At 44.7% G+C, this 20266-nt stretch carries 13 protein-coding genes, 1 tRNA gene, 2 rRNA genes and 1 pseudogene; 2 read left to right on the plus strand and 15 right to left on the minus strand.

Going from position 1 to position 20266, the window contains the following annotated elements; all coding sequences use genetic code 11:
• The 6 genes from DYE66_RS00025 to DYE66_RS00050 form a co-directional block, all read right to left on the minus strand.
• A 23S ribosomal RNA gene (locus DYE66_RS00025) occupies positions 1 to 2082 on the minus strand; the annotation flags it as partial.
• A gap of 265 nt (positions 2083 to 2347) precedes the next feature.
• Positions 2348 to 2420 (minus strand) — tRNA-Ala (locus DYE66_RS00030).
• 204 nt (positions 2421 to 2624) lie between these two features.
• Positions 2625 to 4182: ribosomal RNA gene (locus DYE66_RS00035) — 16S ribosomal RNA — on the minus strand.
• Between the two features lie 329 nt (positions 4183 to 4511).
• Complete coding sequence (hpf, locus tag DYE66_RS00040) at positions 4512 to 5060, minus strand: ribosome hibernation-promoting factor, HPF/YfiA family (RefSeq protein ID WP_002997547.1); 549 nt, start codon at positions 5058 to 5060, stop codon at positions 4512 to 4514.
• Positions 5061 to 5134: 74 nt separating this feature from the next.
• Positions 5135 to 5803, minus strand: a complete 669-nt coding sequence (locus tag DYE66_RS10780; RefSeq protein ID WP_167410111.1) for a ComF family protein — start codon at positions 5801 to 5803, stop codon at positions 5135 to 5137.
• Positions 5800 to 7101 carry an ATP-dependent helicase ComFA gene (locus DYE66_RS00050; RefSeq protein WP_002997576.1) on the minus strand — a complete coding sequence of 434 codons (1302 nt, stop codon included), beginning with the start codon at positions 7099 to 7101 and terminating at the stop codon, positions 5800 to 5802. Before DYE66_RS00050 ends, DYE66_RS10780 begins: the two co-directional genes overlap by 4 nt.
• A 46-nt stretch (positions 7102 to 7147) precedes the next feature.
• Between DYE66_RS00050 and DYE66_RS00055 the strand changes: the two genes are divergently transcribed.
• Together DYE66_RS00055 and cysK are read left to right on the plus strand one after the other, a co-directional pair.
• A complete protein-coding gene (locus DYE66_RS00055; protein ID WP_002997530.1) occupies positions 7148 to 7777 on the plus strand; it encodes a YigZ family protein in 630 nt (209 codons plus the stop codon).
• A gap of 114 nt (positions 7778 to 7891) precedes the next feature.
• On the plus strand, positions 7892 to 8821 hold the full coding sequence (gene cysK / locus DYE66_RS00060) for a cysteine synthase A (RefSeq protein WP_002997514.1): 930 nt from the start codon (positions 7892 to 7894) through the stop codon (positions 8819 to 8821).
• A gap of 569 nt (positions 8822 to 9390) precedes the next feature.
• Here the strand turns inward: cysK and DYE66_RS00065 are convergent.
• From DYE66_RS00065 to DYE66_RS00110, 9 genes and pseudogenes are all read right to left on the minus strand, one after another.
• Positions 9391 to 9741, minus strand: coding sequence for a S1 RNA-binding domain-containing protein (locus tag DYE66_RS00065; protein WP_002997525.1), 351 nt, complete (start codon positions 9739 to 9741; stop codon positions 9391 to 9393).
• The gene (locus DYE66_RS00070; protein ID WP_002997551.1) at positions 9741 to 11138 is read right to left on the minus strand and encodes a bifunctional Cof-type HAD-IIB family hydrolase/peptidylprolyl isomerase; all 1398 of its coding nucleotides are present in this window, start codon (positions 11136 to 11138) and stop codon (positions 9741 to 9743) included. Before DYE66_RS00070 ends, DYE66_RS00065 begins: the two co-directional genes overlap by 1 nt.
• Before the next feature lie 354 nt (positions 11139 to 11492).
• Positions 11493 to 12161, minus strand: coding sequence for a fructose-6-phosphate aldolase (locus DYE66_RS00075; RefSeq protein WP_002997553.1), 669 nt, complete (start codon positions 12159 to 12161; stop codon positions 11493 to 11495).
• 9 nt (positions 12162 to 12170) lie between these two features.
• A pseudogene (locus DYE66_RS00080) lies at positions 12171 to 14309 on the minus strand (glycyl radical protein); the annotation flags it as partial.
• A gap of 783 nt (positions 14310 to 15092) precedes the next feature.
• Entirely contained in the window at positions 15093 to 15734 is a 642-nt protein-coding gene (locus DYE66_RS00085; protein ID WP_002997570.1) for a response regulator, read from the minus strand.
• Positions 15721 to 16764 carry an envelope stress sensor histidine kinase LiaS gene (locus DYE66_RS00090; protein ID WP_002997542.1) on the minus strand — a complete coding sequence of 348 codons (1044 nt, stop codon included), beginning with the start codon at positions 16762 to 16764 and terminating at the stop codon, positions 15721 to 15723. Before DYE66_RS00090 ends, DYE66_RS00085 begins: the two co-directional genes overlap by 14 nt.
• Positions 16761 to 17459 (minus strand): cell wall-active antibiotics response protein LiaF, encoded by a 699-nt coding sequence (gene liaF / locus DYE66_RS00095; RefSeq protein ID WP_002997520.1) that lies wholly within the window; start codon positions 17457 to 17459, stop codon positions 16761 to 16763. The genes DYE66_RS00090 and liaF overlap by 4 nt, the downstream gene beginning before the upstream one ends.
• A 185-nt stretch (positions 17460 to 17644) precedes the next feature.
• Entirely contained in the window at positions 17645 to 19510 is a 1866-nt protein-coding gene (gene pknB, locus DYE66_RS00105) for a Stk1 family PASTA domain-containing Ser/Thr kinase (RefSeq protein WP_115324754.1), read from the minus strand.
• The gene (locus DYE66_RS00110) at positions 19507 to 20250 is read right to left on the minus strand and encodes a Stp1/IreP family PP2C-type Ser/Thr phosphatase (protein WP_115324756.1); all 744 of its coding nucleotides are present in this window, start codon (positions 20248 to 20250) and stop codon (positions 19507 to 19509) included. Before DYE66_RS00110 ends, pknB begins: the two co-directional genes overlap by 4 nt.
• Between the last annotated feature and the right edge of the window lie 16 nt (positions 20251 to 20266).

Here is a 20266-nt window from a genome sequence, read left to right on the forward strand (position 1 = left end):
CTGCAGTAAAGCTCCATGGGGTCTTTCCGTCCTGTCGCGGGTAACCTGCATCTTCACAGGTACTAAAATTTCACCGAGTCTCTCGTTGAGACAGTGCCCAAATCATTACGCCTTTCGTGCGGGTCGGAACTTACCCGACAAGGAATTTCGCTACCTTAGGACCGTTATAGTTACGGCCGCCGTTTACTGGGGCTTCAATTCATACCTTCGCGTTACCGCTAAGCACTCCTCTTAACCTTCCAGCACCGGGCAGGCGTCACCCCCTATACGTCATCTTACGATTTCGCAGAGAGCTGTGTTTTTGATAAACAGTTGCTTGGGCCTATTCACTGCGGCTGACCAAAGTCAGCGCCCCTTCTCCCGAAGTTACGGGGCCATTTTGCCGAGTTCCTTAACGAGAGTTCTCTCGCTCACCTGAGGCTACTCGCCTCGACTACCTGTGTCGGTTTGCGGTACGGGTAGAGTATAGATTAACGCTAGAAGCTTTCTTGGCAGCGTGACATCACTCACTTCGCTACTAAACTTCGCTCCCCTTCACAGCCTGGCGTTACAGGTATAAGCATTTGACTCATACCACGCCTCACTGCTTGGCCAGACACTTCCATTCGTCTGGTTGAGTTAGCCTTCTGCGTCCCTCCTTCACTCTATACTCTAGTACAGGACTATCAACCTGTTGCCCATCGGATACACCTGTCGGTCTCTCCTTAGGTCCCGACTAACCCAGGGCGGACGAGCCTTCCCCTGGAAACCTTAGTCTTACGGTGGACAGGATTCTCACCTGTCTTGCGCTACTCATACCGGCATTCTCACTTCTATGCACTCCAGCACTCCTCACGGTATACCTTCTGCGTACATAGAACGCTCTCCTACCATCCCCTAAAGGATCCACAGCTTCGGTAAATTGTTTTAGCCCCGGTACATTTTCGGCGCAGGGTCACTCGACTAGTGAGCTATTACGCACTCTTTGAATGAATAGCTGCTTCTAAGCTAACATCCTAGTTGTCTGTGCAACCCCACATCCTTTTCCACTTAACAATTATTTGGGGACCTTAGCTGGTGGTCTGGGCTGTTTCCCTTTCGACTACGGATCTTAGCACTCGCAGTCTGACTGCCGACCATGATTACTTGGCATTCGGAGTTTATCTGAGTTTGGTAATCCGGGATGGACCCCTTACCCAAACAGTGCTCTACCTCCAATAATCTAAATGTCGACGCTAGCCCTAAAGCTATTTCGGAGAGAACCAGCTATCTCCAAGTTCGTTTGGAATTTCTCCGCTACCCACAAGTCATCCAAGCACTTTTCAACGTACTCTGGTGCGGGCCTCCAGTGAGTCTTACCTCACCTTCACCCTGCTCATGGGTAGGTCACATGGTTTCGGGTCTACGTCAATGTACTATTCCGCCCTATTCAGACTCGGTTTCCCTACGGCTCCGTCTCTTCAACTTAACCTCGCACATTAACGTAACTCGCCGGTTCATTCTACAAAAGGCACGCTCTCACCCATTAACGGGCTCGAACTTCTTGTAGGCACACGGTTTCAGGTTCTTTTTCACTCCCCTTCCGGGGTGCTTTTCACCTTTCCCTCACGGTACTGGTTCACTATCGGTCACTAGGGAGTATTTAGGGTTGGGAGATGGGCCTCCCAGCTTCCGACGAGATTCCTCGTGTCTCGCCGTACTCAGGATCCTGCTAGGTATATAGACTATTTCGAATACGAGGCTCTTACTCTCTTTGGCTGTCCTTCCCAGAACATTCTTCTATAATCTATACGTCCACTGCGCAGTCCTACAACCCCGAAGTGTAAACACTTCGGTTTGCCCTCCTGCCTCTTCGCTCGCCGCTACTAAGGCAATCGCTTTTGCTTTCTCTTCCTGCAGCTACTTAGATGTTTCAGTTCACTGCGTCTTCCTTCTCATGACCTTAACAGTCATGGATGACAACCATTAGTTGTCGGGTTCCCCCATTCGGACATCTCTGGATCACAGCTTACTTACAGCTCCCCAAAGCATTTCGTCGTTCGTCACGTCCTTCTTCGGCTCCTAGTGCCAAGGCATCCACCGTGCGCCCTTATTAACTTAACCTTATTTCTCTTTGGTCTCTTTAAAATATAACAGCGTTTCGGTTTATTTTCTTGTTACTATTTGATAGATATTCAATTTTCAATGAACAATTGGCAACTTCGTTGCCTCTTAGGATAAGGGGTCACTGCTCTTTGAGAATAGTTGAACTCCGGACTAACTTCTTAGGAAAAAAGAGAAACTTCCTCGTGTCCTTAAGGACACTGGCGTCAGTTTCCTATTTTTCTACAGAAGTTTTCGCTAAAGCGAATCGTCCTCCGTATCCTAATGGAGCCTAGCGGGATCGAACCGCTGACCTCCTGCGTGCAAAGCAGGCGCTCTCCCAGCTGAGCTAAGGCCCCACAAAACCTCTGAAAACTAAATAGCGTCCCCAAAACGTGCTTCCGGTACTAAGCTTCAGGTACTTCTATTAACCACTTTGGCTAAATTGTACTCGGGCTAAAAGCTTGTGATTTAGATGACTGCCCTAAGAAATCAGGATTTCTTGGTCAGTCCCTAAAATCAAGTCGCTTTTTAGCGCCCTCTGTTACTTAGTTTATCCTTAGAAAGGAGGTGATCCAGCCGCACCTTCCGATACGGCTACCTTGTTACGACTTCACCCCAATCATCTGTCCCACCTTAGGCGGCTGGCTCCTATAAGGTTACCTCACCGACTTTGGGTGTTACAAACTCTCGTGGTGTGACGGGCGGTGTGTACAAGGCCCGGGAACGTATTCACCGCGGCGTGCTGATCCGCGATTACTAGCGATTCCGACTTCATGTAGGCGAGTTGCAGCCTACAATCCGAACTGAGATTGGCTTTCAGAGATTAGCTTGCCGTCACCGGCTTGCGACTCGTTGTACCAACCATTGTAGCACGTGTGTAGCCCAGGTCATAAGGGGCATGATGATTTGACGTCATCCCCACCTTCCTCCGGTTTATTACCGGCAGTCTCGCTAGAGTGCCCAACTCAATGATGGCAACTAACAATAAGGGTTGCGCTCGTTGCGGGACTTAACCCAACATCTCACGACACGAGCTGACGACAACCATGCACCACCTGTCTCCGATGTACAAAAAGTAAAACTCTATCTCTAGAGCGGGCATCGGGATGTCAAGACCTGGTAAGGTTCTTCGCGTTGCTTCGAATTAAACCACATGCTCCACCGCTTGTGCGGGCCCCCGTCAATTCCTTTGAGTTTCAACCTTGCGGTCGTACTCCCCAGGCGGAGTGCTTATTGCGTTAGCTGCGGCACTAAGTCCCGGAAAGGACCTAACACCTAGCACTCATCGTTTACGGCGTGGACTACCAGGGTATCTAATCCTGTTCGCTACCCACGCTTTCGAGCCTCAGCGTCAGTGACAGACCAGAGAGCCGCTTTCGCCACCGGTGTTCCTCCATATATCTACGCATTTCACCGCTACACATGGAATTCCACTCTCCCCTTCTGCACTCAAGTCTAACAGTTTCCAAAGCATACATTGGTTGAGCCAATGCCTTTAACTTCAGACTTACTAAACCGCCTGCGCTCCCTTTACGCCCAATAAATCCGGACAACGCTCGGGACCTACGTATTACCGCGGCTGCTGGCACGTAGTTAGCCGTCCCTTTCTGGTAGCGTACCGTCACTGTGTAAACTTTCCACTCTTACACTCGTTCTTCCGCTACAACAGAGCTTTACGATCCGAAAACCTTCTTCACTCACGCGGCGTTGCTCGGTCAGACTTTCGTCCATTGCCGAAGATTCCCTACTGCTGCCTCCCGTAGGAGTCTGGGCCGTGTCTCAGTCCCAGTGTGGCCGATCACCCTCTCAGGTCGGCTATGTATCGGTGCCTTGGTAGGCCGCTACCCTACCAACTAGCTAATACAACGCAGGTCCATCTGATAGTGATACAATGGTATCTTTTAAGTCTCTAACATGTGTTAAACACTCTCATGCGGTATTAGCTATCGTTTCCAATAGTTATCCCCCGCTATCAGGCAGGTTACCTACGCGTTACTCACCCGTTCGCGACTCATTAATATCAGTGGAGCAAGCTCCGGTGATATCAATGCGTTCCACTTGCATGTATTAGGCACGCCGCCAGCGTTCGTCCTGAGCCAGGATCAAACTCTCATTTAATCTTTACTCAATCCGTCTCTGACAGATTTATGGCTTTTCTTGACAGGTTAATTCCTTAACCCGCACGTCTTGGTTGCTTCGCTATTCAGTTCTCAAAGGTCTTTGCGCTTTCTTTAAAAGCAACTTTTATAGTTTACTATCTTTTTAAACATCTGTCAATAGTTTTGAAAGATGTTTGTAAACTAATTTCTTTCGCTTTAATTTTTCAGCTTTTTAAGTTTATCATCAACTAAATGGACTGTCAATAGAATACAGTAAAAACCCTTGAAATATTTTTCAAGAGTTTTCTTTAACAGATGATTTCCTATAGTGGTTGCTCTTTGGGCTAATTATTTTGCTTCGATAAGTCCAAAGTCTCCGTCTTCGCGACGGTAAATCACATTCGTTGTACCATCCTCTGCATCAGTATAGATGAAGAAGTCGTGACCGAGCAAATCCATTTGCAGGATAGCTTCCTCAGCATCCATTGGTTTTAAGTCAACATTCTTAGTTCTAACAATTTTTGGTTCTGGCGCCTCTTCAACTTCTTCAGCGACAAATTCAGCTGAGAAAACTTCTCCTGTTGCCACTTTCTCACGGTGTTTCTTAGCAATTTTGGTTTTATTCTTACGGATTTGCCGTTCAATTTTATCAGAAACCAGGTCAATAGATCCGTAGAGATCTTGAGAAACGTCTTCTGCCCGCAGAGTGATTGAATCTACTGGGATGGTTACTTCAACTTTAGCCGTTTTTTTACGATAAACTTTCAAGTTCACCTTTGCATTTAATTCTTGCGCAGGATTAAAATATTTTTCAATTTTAGCTAATTTTGATTCTACATAGCTGCGGATAGCATCAGTAACTTCGATATTTTCACCGCGAATACTAAATTTAATCATAGGCTTCCTCTTTCTTGCGTTAAAACGCTTTCTTTACTTCATTTTACTATATTTGGAATTTTTTGCAAGGATTTTTAGCGTGCCAATGAAAAAGTTTTTATAATTTTCACTCCTTTTTCACAGAGAATTTGTCGGGCCAACATGAGAGTGGCCCCAGTAGTATAGATGTCATCAACTAGCAAAACTTTATCAGGTATCTTCTCTTCTTCATTGAAAGTAAAAAACTGTTGAGTCGCCAATCGTTCTTCCCTAGTCTTACTAGATTGACTGACTTTATTTTTTTCCTTTATCTTTAAAAGGGGGCAGTAAGCAATTGAGGCATCCTCTAGAAAGCCGGTTACTTGATTGAATTTTCGCTTTTGTAGACTGTCTGCACTCAAGGGGATGGGGACAATGGTGTAACCGGGATAATTTTTCAAGGCAGATTTGACTGCGTCTGAAAAGACTTTCCGCAAGAGATAATCGCCTTGAAACTTATAGCGAGAAAAATAGTCTTTCATCATATCGTTATAAGTAAAAAGGGCACGATGGCAAACTTCCTGTCCTTTATCTTGCCAGTATAGGCAGTCTTGACAGGTTTTCTTAATGCCTGACTTGCAACAAGTCGGGCAATGCGGATTTTTAATTCTTTCAAAACGAGTTTGACACTCCTCACAAATATAAACTTTTTTTGACTGCATCAGGAGAATGGATGAGAAGGTCTCCTTGGGCAAGATTGGCGTATCACACAGCAAACAGTTCATGAGAAGCCCCCTTTCTTATTCATTTCCTTAATATCAAGAAGGGCCCGTCGCATTGAGCGCGTCACTCCTGCATGGTAAAATCGCAAGAGACCTGTCGGACGCTGGCTACTACGCCCAACTCGCCCAGAAATTTGAATGAGGGCTGACTTGGTATATAGCTTATGGTTGGCTTTCAAAATAAAGAGGTCAATTTTAGGAAAAGTAACTCCCCGCTCTAAAATTGTTGTTGAGACCAAAATGTCTAGCTGACCGTCATGGAAATCCTGAACAAGTTCCTGCCGTTCAGGAGAGGTGCTAGAGACAAAGGCGATTCTTTCCTGGGGCAGAACTTTTTGTAGAAGCTGAGTGAATTCTTTTCCCTCAGCAATAGTTGGATAAAAAAGCAAGAGAGGATAGCCACTTGTCCTTTGCTGACGAATATCCTTAAGAAGTCTAATTGGAAGAAATCCTTTTTTCATCTTTTCCTCCAAGTCGCCCAGCCAGACGAATTTCGGCACAACAAGAGGATAGGCATGGAAACGCCTGGCTAAATCCAGCTTTCGCAATTGGCCCTTTTTAACCTGCTTTTCTAAGTTATCCGTTGATGTCGCTGTCAGGAAAATTTTTGAGCCCCCTGGCTTAAGGGCATTAGCGACGGCATGATAAAGGCTTTGATCATCAACAAAAGGGAATGCATCAACTTCATCAATAATGATTAAATCAAAGGCCCGATAAAATTTAAAGAGCTGATGGACCGTTGAAATAACCAGGGGAGAGCGTTGGTAGGGCTCTGAGTTGGCATATAAAAGGGATATTGGACAAGTAAAATCCCTCTTTAAGCGTTGGTATAATTCTCGGCACACGTCAATTCTCGGACTGACTAGGGCAATAGCATCCCCTTTATCCAGGCAAGTCGCTAGAGCTCCGTATATCATTTCAGTTTTTCCAGAACCGGTTACGGCATGAACTAAGATATTCTCTCTGGCCTTGACGGCCTCAATAAGCTGTTCAGAAATCTCTCTTTGAAAGGGAGTCAACTCGCCCTGCCAGGCAAGATAGTTTGCTTTTTTAAAAGACCTTTGCGCAAAGAAGTAAATCTTATCGTTTGTGGTTAAACGGCCAAAGGCAAGGCAGTTGCGACAATAATAAGAGCCATCTGGCAGGTTCCAATCTAGTGACAGTTGACTATTACAGCGCTGGCAATAATATTTTCCCGATTTTTTTATAGTCGCAGGAATTGCTGAGGCTTTTTCACTTAGATCAGCAGGTAACTGGTCAGGGGTGAATTGACGGCCATAGTAATTTTCTATTTTTTCCATTTACTTATCTATTCGCAGAAGAAATGAATTATGATAAAATTTTCTTATGAATTATAGAACCATTGGTAAAGATACTAGCTTTGAAGAAGACATCAAAAAATCCCGCTTCATCTGTCAGCTCAAACGAGTCGAAACAGAAGAGGAAGCTAGACATTTTATCGCAACTATCAAAAAAGAGCACCATAAGGCCAACCACTCCTGTTCTGCTATGATTATTGGCCAGGATTCTCAGATCAAGCGTTCTAGTGACGATGGCGAACCTAGCGGGACGGCTGGGGTGCCTATGCTGACGATTTTGGAGAAACAAGGATTAACCAATATTCTTGCCGTCGTTACTCGTTATTTTGGGGGCATTAAACTGGGAGCAGGTGGACTCATTCGTGCCTATTCTGGCGTGGTCGCCCACACTATTGAGAAAGGGAGTCTGGTCGAGGTCAAAGAACAAGAAGGTATTCTACTGGAATTGACCTACCCCCAATATCAGACCCTAGCCAATTTCTTAGCTGATCAGGGTCTGCAAGAACAGGACACCGAATTTTCCGACAAGGTTCGCACGACGATTTATGTTGACCCCCATCAGGTAGACAAGTGCCTTTCAGATCTGATAGAATTTTACCAAGGAAAGGTCAAGGGTCAAAAGGCTGGCAGTCAAATTGTTGAGGTCCCCTTAAATTAATAAGGATATAAACCGATAATAATTCCCTATCGCTTGATAGGGAATTTATATTTTACAGATACCACCTTGGCGACTATACTAATAACAATTCTATAATCATTGAGAGGTAAAGTTATGACAAAAATCTATGATAATGTTACGGAATTGATTGGCAAAACGCCCATTGTCAAGTTGTATAAAAGTGTCCCTGAAGGTGCTGCTGATGTTTATGTTAAATTAGAGTCCTTCAACCCTGGTTCTTCTGTCAAAGACCGAATTGCCTTGGCCATGATTGAAGATGCCGAACAAAAAGGGCTCTTAAAGCCAGGCGGTATCATTGTTGAACCAACCAGCGGAAATACCGGTATCGGTTTAGCCTGGGTCGGGGCTGCCAAGGGATACAAGGTTATCATCACTATGCCTGAAACCATGAGTGTCGAACGTCGCAAGATTATTCAGGCCTATGGTGCTCAGCTGGTTCTGACACCTGGTAGCGAAGGGATGAAGGGGGCCATTCAGAAGGCCAAGGATTTGGCTGCCGAAATCGGCGGTTGGGTTCCTTTGCAATTTAACAACCCGGCTAACCCTGCTATCCATGAATCTACTACTGGGGCGGAAATTATTGACGCCTTCGGTCCAAAAGGATTAGATGCCTTTGTTGCTGGTGTCGGCACAGGCGGCACTCTCTCTGGGGTTTCCCACGCCCTTAAAAAAGTTAATCCAGAGGTTAAAATCTACGCTGTTGAAGCAGATGAGTCTGCCATTCTTTCAGGTGATAAGCCAGGACCCCATAAGATTCAAGGAATCTCTGCCGGCTTTATTCCTGATACCTTGGATACCAAATCCTACGATGGAATCGTTCGGGTCAAGTCCGATGATGCTATCGCAACAGGCCGTGTCATTGGTGGCCAAGAAGGTTTCTTGCCGGGCATCTCTTCATCTGCAGCCATCTATGCAGCCATTCAAGTTGCAAAAGAATTAGGAGCTGGTAAAAAAGTTCTGGCCCTCTTACCTGATAACGGAGAACGCTACTTATCCACCAATCTCTATGATTTCGAAAGCTAAGCTTGCTTAGCCATTCGAATAATACGAAGATGTAATTTCGAAAGGGTTTTGGTGACTTTCTCGAAAGACATAAATTGAAGAAGCTAGAGGATGAGACAGACAGTCATGAGGAGTTCCTCCTCCCCCCACAAAAATGCCTAATCTTGGAAGATTACGTATAAAACTAGTTGCCGTTCAAAAAATAGAGAGTCACTGCCTTAGCAAAGCAAAAACTGCGTCAAAGCCACTTAGCTCAACCTCGTTGAAGATTGACTCCTTTCGCTAAGTGATATAGAAAATGCCTCAAGTTCGCTTGGGGCATTTTTGATTTTCTATTTTATTTTTCTCAAGATCCAGAAGTCACCTTTTCATAGAAATCTATCTTGTTTGCATCAATTGCTGGATTGATTTTCAACGAATTTCATGGTCACAGGACCTAAAAAAGCCAAAAAAGGAGCTGGGCAAAAACTCAAAATCTCACTAATTTTCTCGGATTTTAAAAATAAGAAATCGCATGAAATCAGCGTTTTTAAACGGAAGATTTCATGCGATTTTGTTAATTCAGGACTTTTTGCCCAGCCCCTTTTTACTTATTTTAGATAATCTAAGCCCTCTTGAATCCAAGTGTCCATATTATCTGCTAGGGGTTTAAAGCCAATCTTATAGCGGCTATTAGAGAAGCGATGGCGGTGAGAAAAGTGGTGTCTCTCCTCTTCCAGGGTCCGCATAGATAGGCTGGCTTTTTGGCTAAATTCATCATAATCAAGAACCTGAACAAGAACTTCCTGATCCAATTTAAGAGTATCAAAGATATTTTCAATATAGCCAGTCTTAATTTCTGAGATATGGATTAAACCCGTTGTCCCATTTTCAAGGGCAACAAAGGCACCGTAAGGCTTAACACCGGTGATAACCCCCTTATATTTTTCCCCAATTTTCATCAGTCTTCAACCTCAATTGTTTCGATAGAGACGTCTTCAAGTGGCTTATCTTGGGCTCCTGTTTCGACCGCAGCAATTTTATCCAGAACCTCAAAAGATTCCTGGTCAGCCAATTGGCCAAAGACCGTATGACGACGGTCCAAATGAGGCGTTCCGCCTGCTACATAGGCATCAGCAATCGCTTCAGGCCAACCTCCTCGTTTCAACTCCTTGGCTGAGTAGGGGAAATTCTTATTTTGAACAATGAAGAACTGACTACCATTGGTATTGGGACCAGCATTAGCCATGGAAAGAGCACCACGCAGATTGTAGAGCTCTTCAGAGAATTCATCTTCAAACTTTTGGCCATAGATGGACTCGCCACCCATGCCGGTACCAGTTGGGTCTCCTCCTTGAATCATAAAATCAGGAATAATCCGGTGGAAGATGACACCATCATAGTAGCCATCCTTAGCTAAGGCAATAAAATTAGCCACGGTTTTAGGTGCCTGCTCAGGGAAGAGCTTCACCCTCAAGTTTCCTTGATTCGTTTTAATAGTGGCGGTGGGCCCGTCATGCTTTTCTAAATCTAATTGTGGGAAGTGTAATTCTTTTTCAACCAAACCTAATTCCTCCAAGGCATATAAAATACCATCTTCTTCTACTGTTTTTGTAACAAAGTCTGCTTTTTCCTTGAGTTCGGGAACGGCATTCCCCATGGCAATCTTGAGGCCAACATAGTCAAACATTTCTAGGTCATTGGGGCCATCCCCAAAGAAGAGCACATTCTCTGGTTGCAGATGCAAATAATCAAGTAACTTTGAGACCCCTAAAGCCTTAGAAGTATCCTTAAGCACCACATCAAAGGAATGGTCGTGCCAGCGAACCAAGCGTAATTGCTCAGCTAAATCGGCTGGTAATTCCAAATCCTCCAAAGTATCTTCAAAGGTCCACATTTGGTAAATGTCGTGGTTCTTATCAAAATCTGGATTGACTTTTAAATCGGAATAAACAATATCAATGGCATCACTGACAACATCGTTGCGACAAGATAAGACAGCCTCATGGCGACCTGCTAGTCCATAATAAATCCCGATTTCATCCGCCCAAGCCTTAAAGGAGCGGACTAAGTCAGCAGGAATAGGATGTTGAAAAATAATCTTCTTATCCTTATCCTTGACATAAGCCCCATTCAATTTGACACAGTAATCGGCATTTAAATCCTGAACCTCTTGGGGGACACCGTAACGAGCCCGACCGGAGGCGATACCCGTGATAATCCCTTTTTTCTTTAGTTCCTTAAAAACCTTTTTAATGGATTCCGGCATGTAACCTGTATCCTTGACACGAAGGGTATCATCAATATCAAAGAAGACCGCCTTAATTTTTTTCGCCTTATACTTTGTTTTTGCGTCCATACAATCACTCCTATTTGTAACTACCATTATAGCAAAAACTCTCCAAAAGTAGGGCAGGAACTTCATCAAGTTAGAAAGGTTTAGCCCCAGTCAATCTTTCTCAAAAAATAAAAGGAGCTCCCTTGAAAAAGCCTCAAGTTTAGAGCAAATCTAAGAAGTCAATCTCGTCTTCAAATATTTGCTAGCATTTTTTCGTGTGAAAGAAGAAAAAAGTGGCCAATAATAGACTCTTGACCACTCATCATTATCACTCGGATGCCATCATTGAGAAATAGCACTGTCTGGATAGAATGTCTACCACTCAGCCTAAAGAACTTTGGTTAGCGAAGGTAAAAAACAGAGAAATCTACTTTTTTAGATGCTATCCTTACCTTGACAAGCCTGCCAATCTGCTGCGAAGTCAGCAACAGCCTTGTCAATTGAAGGCATGGCAAAGGCTGCCTCGAAAACGTCAGGTCCAGCTGTTACGGCTTGTGCCCCTTGAGCCAAAGCATTAGTCACTTGCGCAACGTTTTTGAAACTAGCTGCCAAAATCTTACTGGACGAACCCATTCGTTCAATCGCTTGAGCTAATTCCTTAATCACCTGTCCAGAATCGATGGACAGATTTTCCATGCGATTATAGTAGGGTGCCAAATAATCAGCCCCTGCAGAAATAGCCAACAGGCCCTGCATGGTAGTGTAAATGGCTGTCGCTGTAATATTATAACCTTGAGTCTTTAAGGTTTTAATGGCTGCCAAACCATCTGGAGTCACTGGAATTTTAATATAGATCTGCTCGTCTGTCTCTTGACGAATCTTCTGAGCATCCCTTAAAATCCCTTGATAATCTTTAGCAACGACCTGGACATGGAGACTGGCATCCAAACCGATAATTCGTCTGACCTCTTTCAGCCGTTGGAAGAAATCAATTTTTCCTTCTTTTTTGGCAATACTGGGATTTGAGGTAACACCAGCCAAGGGTAAAATTTCCTGCCATTTTTTTATAGCCTCTAAGTTCAAACTATCTAATAAAAATTCCATATCTTCCTCCTAAATAGAATGTTCCGTGCGGGCAATAATATCATCTTGGGTTGCCTTAGAAAGGTCATTGAAGAAGGCTGAATAGCCTGCCACTCGAACAATCAAGTCGCGGTGTTTTTCTGGATGCTTTTGCGCATCAATTAGGGTTTCTTTCGAAACGACATTGTATTGAATATGGTAGCCATGTAGACGATTGAAAAAGGTTCGGAGAAGGGCAATAAGTTTTTGCTTATCCTCTTCCTTGGCCAGGGTTTGCGGGTTGACCTTTTGGTTGAGCAGAACGCCACCAACAATCTCTTGAGTTGGCAATTTAGAAACAGACTTCAAGACAGAAGTTGGCCCCTTCTTATCCATATTATGAGATGGTGAACAACCTTCTGCCAACGGTGTACCAGCATGACGACCATCTGGGGTAGCTAGGGTCCCACGACCTTGACCGACATTAGCTGAAATAGATGAGGTTCCTGAATAACGAATACCTCCGATTGGTCCACGACCATAGCGGGTGTTAGGGTATTTAGCAATTTCATCAACGTAGACGTCATAGCATTCACAAACTAGGCTATCAGCGTAGTCATCATCATTGCCGTATTTTGGAGCATCGTTGATGAGCATTTGACGAATTTCCTCACCACGTTCACCTGCATAATCACTCTGCAAGGCTTCCCATAATTCATCAGTTGCGAGTCGTTTTTCTTCGAAGACTAATTTCTTAAGCGCAGCTAGGGAGTCAGAAAGTTTAGCAATGCCAACTTGCAAGCCAGAAATGTAATCGTAAACTGCTCCGCCTTCTTTCAAATGTTTACCACGACCAATACAATCATCTGTTAAGGCTGAACACAGAATGTCTGGCACTTCACGTTCAAGACTGAGGTCAATAGCGTTTTCCACAATGACACTCATGCGAGTGAGATAGCGAAGGTTTTTATCCCAGGCTTCTTTGAGCTCAGCATAAGTCTTCATATCCCTGAAATGACCGTAACCTGGCGTGAAGCGTTTGCCTGACGTTGGGTCAATCCCATCATTCATGGTGATGAGTAAGATTTTAGGGAAATTGATATAACTCATACCCGTGCAACGATAACCCCATTTTCCAGGTACTGCCGTTTCTACACAACCGATGGCAGAGTAGTCGTAAGCATCTTCTTCAGCTACCCCTTTATTGATGAAAGATGGGATGATAACTTCATCGTTATTGAAGGCTGGCATTCCAAAGCCAAGTTTCATCACTTCAATGGCCTCATTCATAAAGTCTGGGTTAAGCCCAGCATGGTAACGAACCGTTAAGTTTGGTTGTGGCAAGTGGGTTTGAGCTACTGATTTCAGGACTAAGAATGACAAGGGATTGACCGCATCCTTCTTATCGCGTGTCTGACCGCCAATCGTCACATTTTGATAAAGAGGGCTACCAGCTGATGAGAAGGTGTGAGCCTGACTGCGAACTTTATTAATTGTCAGAGTCTTAATCCAGAGGTTGGTCAAGCGCTCAACAATGGAATCCTCAGTTTCACGCCCTGCTTCCAAATCCGCCTTTACATAAGGGTACATGTATTGGTCAAAACGTCCGTAAGATAGGGAATGGCCGTTTGATTCTATTTGAAGAATACATTGGATGAACCAAACTGATTGAACAGCTTCGGCGAAAGTCCTAACTGGATAATAAGGAACCCGTTCACAGATTTCAGCAATTTCCAAAAGCTCCTTACGACGTTTGGCAGTAGCTGTTTCAGCCATTTCTTTGGCTAATGCAACGAAGCGATCGGCATAAGTTTTAACCGCATCTATTGTAATCAAAATAGAATCATAGAAATGGTACTTATCAATACTTGCTGGATCCGTCAGATCAAGATTGGCCTTAGCTTGTCTCGTGCGTTCTTCAAAACCTACAAGCCCCAGCTCCAACACTTTCTGATAATTTACTGCTAGGTGGGCATCGCCAGAATTCATCTTACCTTCCATACCGAAGAAGCCCGTTTCCATATAAACTTGAACTTCATCTGGAAGCATGGCTCCTGCACGCGCCCGTAAATTATTGTTTTCCCAGAAGGGCGCAAGTTTACGCGACTCTTCCTTGGTTTCTTCAGTAATATAGAAGACATCACCATCACGCTTTTCAAAGAGATCAAGTTCGTTCATAACAAACTCAAGCATTTTATGCAAGAAAAACTTTATCCGTCGCACACCCATCCATGAGGGAAAGGATATTTTATAAAGGGGACCAGACTAGACTTTATAGCTTCCAAGTTGGGATTAGCTCAGTTTTATACTCAATAAAAATCAATCTAGCCAAGGCAAGGAGCAATGACATCAAGTCACTAAAGTGACCGATGTCGCAGTAGGTGTCTGCTATCTTTGCACCACTTCGTGGCACAGCAGACAACTAGTCACCCTTGCTGGGGTAGTAAGACAGTCTGGTGGACTGTCTTAGCCGACACCTTAAAATAAAAAGGTGTGAGGTGACGAAGGGTTTTGACATTTGTCAAAGCCCTTCTGTCTTACTCCCAAACGGCAATCCTCCCTAGCGATTGCCTAGCTCCCTTACTAACTTCACAAAGTTGGTGAAATTGACCAACTTTGCTCTGCATCGCACGAAATGCAGGTGGCTCAAAAGGTCTGGGAGACCTTTTGAGGGTGGAAATAGGGAATGCTTTGCTTTACTCAGCAAGTACGGCAAGGTGAGTTAACGATGCGACATGGAGTAAAAACTGTCAATATTACAGTTTTTATGAAATTAGTCAGGGATATAGAAAACTACAATCGTAGTTTTCGTAGTCACTCTAATGAGAAATCATAGAGTGACTTTATCCGTGGGAAAATTTTGATTTTCGAAGAGTATAAACTAAAAAGCATGAATCTGGTCTTGGTATAGCCCTAGTTTCATGCTTTTTGCTTTATAACCGATAAAGAGTGAGGCCCTAGGTAGGTATCCTCTTATTGCTCCTCTTGAGGGACCAGATTGTGCTGGAAGGCATAGACAACTGCTTGGGTGCGATCTTCGACATTGAGTTTGGCCAAGATGTTGGAGACGTGGGTCTTGACTGTCTTGAGTGAGATAAAGAGCTCATCAGCAATAGTCTGATTGTCATAACCCTTGGCCAGAAGGGCCAGAACGTCACGTTCTCGGGCCGTTAAATCGTCATGCAGGTCTGGGTGTTGGTCGTGGTATTTAATTTTTTGATCCACCTCAGTCTCAATGGCCACTTGACCTTGGGCAACCTTACGAATACTGTTTAGAATCTCGGCGGCACTAGAGGTCTTGAGCATATAGCCCTTGGCCCCAGCCTCAATCACGGGGTAAATTTTTTCATTATCCAGGTAGGAGGTTAACACGAGGATCTTGGCCGCCTTCCATTCTTTGAGAATAGCTAGAGTAGCCTCGACGCCATCCATCTCAGGCATAACCAGGTCCATTACGACTACATCTGGGCGCAAATTCAAAGCCATCTCAACCCCATCCTTGCCATTATCAGCCTCACCAACAACTTCAATGTCTGGCTGCATATTAAAGAAACTCTTCAAGCCTAGTCGCACCATCTCGTGGTCATCAACCAGAATAATTTTAGTCTTGTCCATCGTTTTCGTCCTCAGCTTTCTCTTCTTGGTTCTTATCTAAATTATCTAGTATTGGCAGGCGAATATCCATGGAAACGCCCTTGCCCTTACTAGAGAGCATGATCATGGTGCCCGCTAAATCGTCAACCCGATCCTGAATGTTTTTCAGGCCGTAACTGAGCTCACGGCTGGCATCCATATCAAAGCCTTTCCCATTGTCAATCATCTTAAACTGTACTTCATTTTCGCTCTGGTAGAGGTAAACCTCCAAACGACTAGCCTGGGCATGCTTAAGGGTATTAGAGATGAACTCTTGAGCAATTCTGAAGAGATTATCCTCAATCACCTTAGGCAGTTGGTCGACATCCTCCTTAAAGACTGTCTGGATATTACTCTTGTCCTTTAGCTCCTTGAGAAGGATGGAAATCCCTTCAGAGAGCGTCCGCCCTTGCAATTCAGTTGGCCTTAGGTGCAGGAGCATAACCCGCAGATCATTTTGGGCACTGATTAGGGTCGTTTCAATCAGGTCAAGTTGCTCCTTAAGCTGACTCTTATCAAGATTATCCAAATTCTGGGCAAGCCCCGAAAGCATCATGGAGGAGGCAAAGAGCTCCTGGCTGACCGTATCGTGCAAATCTCTGGCAATCCGCTTGCGCTCCTGGGTGACAATGGTTCGGCTATTGGAGATATAGGCGTTTTCAGTTTTCTGCAAATTGGCTGTTATTCTAGCCATTTGCTTGGACAGACGCTCGATATTCTTGCCAACCTCAGACTCTGGTTGCTTACCCACCGCTTGGTTATTGATAATCCGCCGCAAGCTCTTGTTGAGCTGGCGTTTACTATTGTCATCAACAATCAGCCAGACTAAAATCAAGAGGAAGCTAACAGAAAACATGAGCAGGACAACGGAAAAAACGAACTGCTCCAGAACCCTAGGGTCAGCAAAGACCAACCTACTATCCAAATTGAGGCTATCAAAAATAATAAAGATGATGAAGCCGACCGTCACACAGACATAGAGGAAAATCAGGAGAAAATCATTTCTTTTCATGCCCGCACCACCTCTACTGAACCTGCAAAAATGTTGACAACTACCTTAACCGACCGCAAAAGTTCCTGATCATCCTTTTGCTCCAGCTTGATAGACTGGTTGCGCAAATCATATTCGGGAAAGCCCAAATAGGAAACGCTGGCATAGATGGCACTAACATCCAACTTGACGGCGACATCCCTTGGCACAAGAATCCTGGTTGGTCCGTAGATTTTTCGAATAATCACAACATTATCACGACCCGTAACGATTAACTTTCTTAAGTCAATGGTATCCGAGCCACTAATGCGGATGACGTTGATATCATCAAAGGTATAAAAGTCCTGACTGATATGACGACTGGCCCCAATCCATTGGTTAGGCTGGGGTTTGGCTACCAAATTATCTTTTTCAAACTCTAGGACAGCATAGCGGTTGCGGTGCTTAACCTCAGAAAAATGGTTGATGATGGTATAGGCCACTGTTAGTAGGACCGCCGCAATCATGTAGGGATTGAGCATGAAAATCATAAAGAGAAAGAGGGAGCTGACCGTCAGCAGAAAACTTCCACGATTGTCCTTATTAAAGAAAAGGAGGGCCAGGAGGGTCAGGACCAAAATGAGTACAAAAGCCGTCAGGCTCTTGGACAGGATTGTCAGCAGGGCCATGCATAAAAGCAGGGCCTCAACCAACAAGAAAAATTGAAATTTTTTCATAGATTTCCTCTGGGAGGACCTTAAAAAGGTCACTAGGTTTACCTGCCCATTGTATCAAAAATCCCCCCAAATTGCAGTAGTAATTGGCCTGAGAAGCCTTGATATAGGTCCTAAGTCCGAAAAAATCAGCCCGAGAGAGGCTGATTTGTAATACGGTAAATTGTTGTTGTCCAAAAACATCATTACTATTCGCTACCCGACTGTTTTTCATCGGTCGAACTTGAGTCTGGTACCTGATTGTCTGGTTGACTATTTGAAGAACTTGATTGACCGGACGACGAGCTACTTGACGAGCTAGAAGAGCTTGACGAAGCGTCCTGTACATATAGAATAATATCATCGCTAGAGGATAAGTCTAGACTAGCCCCATAATAAGGGGTCTGACCAGAAATAATACTAGAAGATGATGGGGAGGTCTCTGCTCCTGTTGATGAGGAATAAATCTTGATCCGTGAGGATTTAACACCGATAGCCGTTAAGGTAGAGACCGCTTGAGAATAGGTCATTCCCGTTAGGTTAGGCATGGTGGTTGACCCAGAAACGGCAACGGTAAATTTGATGGTATCGTCACCCGAGGTATCAAATTTATCCCCCTTAGAAGGGCTCTGACTGATGATGGTTCCCTCATCATAATCGGAGGTGGACACTTCTGTGACCTCAATTTGAGATTCCTTGACACCGTAATCTGACTCTAATTCTTTTTTGACCGAATCAATTGATTTACCGGTATAGTCCTTCATTTTGAAGCTACTTCCGTTACCAGAAACATAGATGTCAACAGAACTTCCCTCTTTTTTAGAAGTCCCAGCGGCTGGGTCGGTCCGAACTACCTTCCCCTTATCAACCGAATCGCTCTCTACCTTGATGACCTGACCAACCTTGAGGCCAGACTTCTTGATAGTCATCCGAGCGGTTGCCAAATCCTGGCCAGAAACGTCTGGAACATTTATAGAGGATGGATTGCGCAACATGAGAAAGGCAACAAGGACAATTATCCCTAGAACCAGGGCAATGGCAACCTTGCTATAAACACTAGCCTTGTGCTTACGCTTGGGCTTAACCTTCTTCTTGGGAGCAGCTTTGGCAGGAGCCTTGGCTTTTGATTTTTTATCGGTTGCCTTGAGTAATTGCTCAGTAGAAGCATTGGCAGTATTGGTATCAATCTTAGGTAGGGTCTTGGTATCGGCCACATCGCTAAAGACCAGCTTGGCTTCTCGACTACGATTATAGCTGAGGCTAGACATGAGGTCTCGACTCATTTCATAGGTCGATTGATAGCGGTCGGTTAACCTTTTAGCAGTTGCCTTGATGACAACATTTTCCAGGGCCTGTGGGACTGCCGGATTAATTTCTCTAATCGAAGGCAGGGGCTTTTGGAAATGCTGGAGGGCAATGGTGACGGCACTATCGCCATCATAAGGGATATGCCCTGTCAACATTTCAAAGAGCATAATTCCCATAGCATAGATGTCAGACTGAACCGTCGCTTTAGAGCCACGTGCCTGCTCAGGCGAGAGGTAGTGGACACTTCCCAGCATGGAATTGGTCTGGGTCAGGCTGGTCTCCGCAAAGGCCACGGCAATCCCGAAGTCTGTTACCTTGACTGTTCCATCCTTGGTTAAGAGAATATTTTGTGGCTTGAGGTCTCGGTGAATGATGCCCTTTTCGTGGGCCAGGGTCATAGCCGAGAGGACTTCTTCCATAATCCTGACAACTTCAGAATTAGAAAGAGGCGCCTTATCTTGTATATAGTGCTTGAGGTCTGAGCCATCAACATATTCCATGACTAGGAATTGCTGCCCATCTTCTTCCCCAATATCTCTGATAGAGACAATGTTGGGATGGCTGAGTTCTGCCATGGCCCGCGCTTCCCGCTGAAAACGTGTCACGGCAACCTGGTCAGTCTGATAGTTGGTCCGAAGTACCTTTATGGCGACTTCTTCTCCTTCTAAAATCAGGTCGTTGGCCAAATAAACATCTGCCATACCACCCCGACCGATGGACTTGAGAATGCGATAGCGACCAGCAAATAATTTGCCAATCTGAATCATAAGGTAGCCTCACCTTCTACGTGAAGCAAGCCCACGGTAATATTATCTAGGCCTCCAGCCTTGTTGGCTCGATCTACTAATTCTTCAGCTTTTTCCTTCAAGCCTCCATCGTCAGCCATGAGGACATTGACGATGGTGTCGCTAGAAATCATATTGGTCAAGCCATCACTATTCATTAGAATAAAATCGCCTGGCTCCAATTGTTGAACTCCTAAGTCAAGTTCAATCGGCCCTTGTTGGCCGATGGATTGGGTAATGATATTTTTTTGAGGGTGGACAGCGGCTTCTTCCTCGGTAATTTGACCAGCCCGAAGGAGCTCGTTAACCAGGGAATGGTCCGTCGTCAACTGTTGATAGTGACCATTTCTGATGAGGCCAATCCGAGAATCCCCAAGGTGGGCATAGAGGGCAGCATTATCCACAACCGAAACGGCCTCAATGGTTGTCCCCATTCCTCGGTAGGATTCTTCTTGACCGAGTTCATAAATTTTATGATTTTCTTTTTCAATGCTATCAATCATCCAGTCCCGAATTTGTGTCAAATCGGAGAAGTCGGTCTCCTCCCAAATTTTTCCCAAATCGGTAACGGTCAATTCACTAGCAATATTACCAGCGCGGTGTCCTCCCATCCCATCGGCTAAGATGATGAGGGGAATACCTGACTTATTATAAAATTGATTGATAAAATCCTGATTATCAGAGCGCTTTTGGCCGATATCAGTCCGCAGAGCAATTTCCATGGAATATGTAACTGTC

Origin of the sequence: Streptococcus downei MFe28 (genome assembly GCF_900459175.1) — a bacterium.
In the GTDB taxonomy this organism is placed as follows: Bacteria; Bacillota; Bacilli; order Lactobacillales; family Streptococcaceae; genus Streptococcus; species Streptococcus downei.

Excerpts from the sequence above, each read along its gene's own strand:
- DYE66_RS00090 (WP_002997542.1), bottom strand. The coding sequence starts at position 16,764 with ATGAAAAGAAATGATTTTCTCCTGATTTTCCTCTATGTCTGTGTGACG.
- DYE66_RS10780 (WP_167410111.1), bottom strand. The coding sequence starts at position 5,803 with ATGAACTGTTTGCTGTGTGATACGCCAATCTTGCCCAAGGAGACCTTC.
- DYE66_RS00075 (WP_002997553.1), bottom strand. The coding sequence starts at position 12,161 with ATGGAATTTTTATTAGATAGTTTGAACTTAGAGGCTATAAAAAAATGG.
- DYE66_RS00110 (WP_115324756.1), bottom strand. The coding sequence starts at position 20,250 with ATGGAAATTGCTCTGCGGACTGATATCGGCCAAAAGCGCTCTGATAAT.
- DYE66_RS00050 (WP_002997576.1), bottom strand. The coding sequence starts at position 7,101 with ATGGAAAAAATAGAAAATTACTATGGCCGTCAATTCACCCCTGACCAG.
- hpf (WP_002997547.1), bottom strand. The coding sequence starts at position 5,060 with ATGATTAAATTTAGTATTCGCGGTGAAAATATCGAAGTTACTGATGCT.
- pknB (WP_115324754.1), bottom strand. The coding sequence starts at position 19,510 with ATGATTCAGATTGGCAAATTATTTGCTGGTCGCTATCGCATTCTCAAG.
- cysK (WP_002997514.1), top strand. The coding sequence starts at position 7,892 with ATGACAAAAATCTATGATAATGTTACGGAATTGATTGGCAAAACGCCC.
- DYE66_RS00055 (WP_002997530.1), top strand. The coding sequence starts at position 7,148 with ATGAATTATAGAACCATTGGTAAAGATACTAGCTTTGAAGAAGACATC.
- DYE66_RS00065 (WP_002997525.1), bottom strand. The coding sequence starts at position 9,741 with ATGAAAATTGGGGAAAAATATAAGGGGGTTATCACCGGTGTTAAGCCT.
- liaF (WP_002997520.1), bottom strand. The coding sequence starts at position 17,459 with ATGAAAAAATTTCAATTTTTCTTGTTGGTTGAGGCCCTGCTTTTATGC.
- DYE66_RS00085 (WP_002997570.1), bottom strand. The coding sequence starts at position 15,734 with ATGGACAAGACTAAAATTATTCTGGTTGATGACCACGAGATGGTGCGA.
- DYE66_RS00070 (WP_002997551.1), bottom strand. The coding sequence starts at position 11,138 with ATGGACGCAAAAACAAAGTATAAGGCGAAAAAAATTAAGGCGGTCTTC.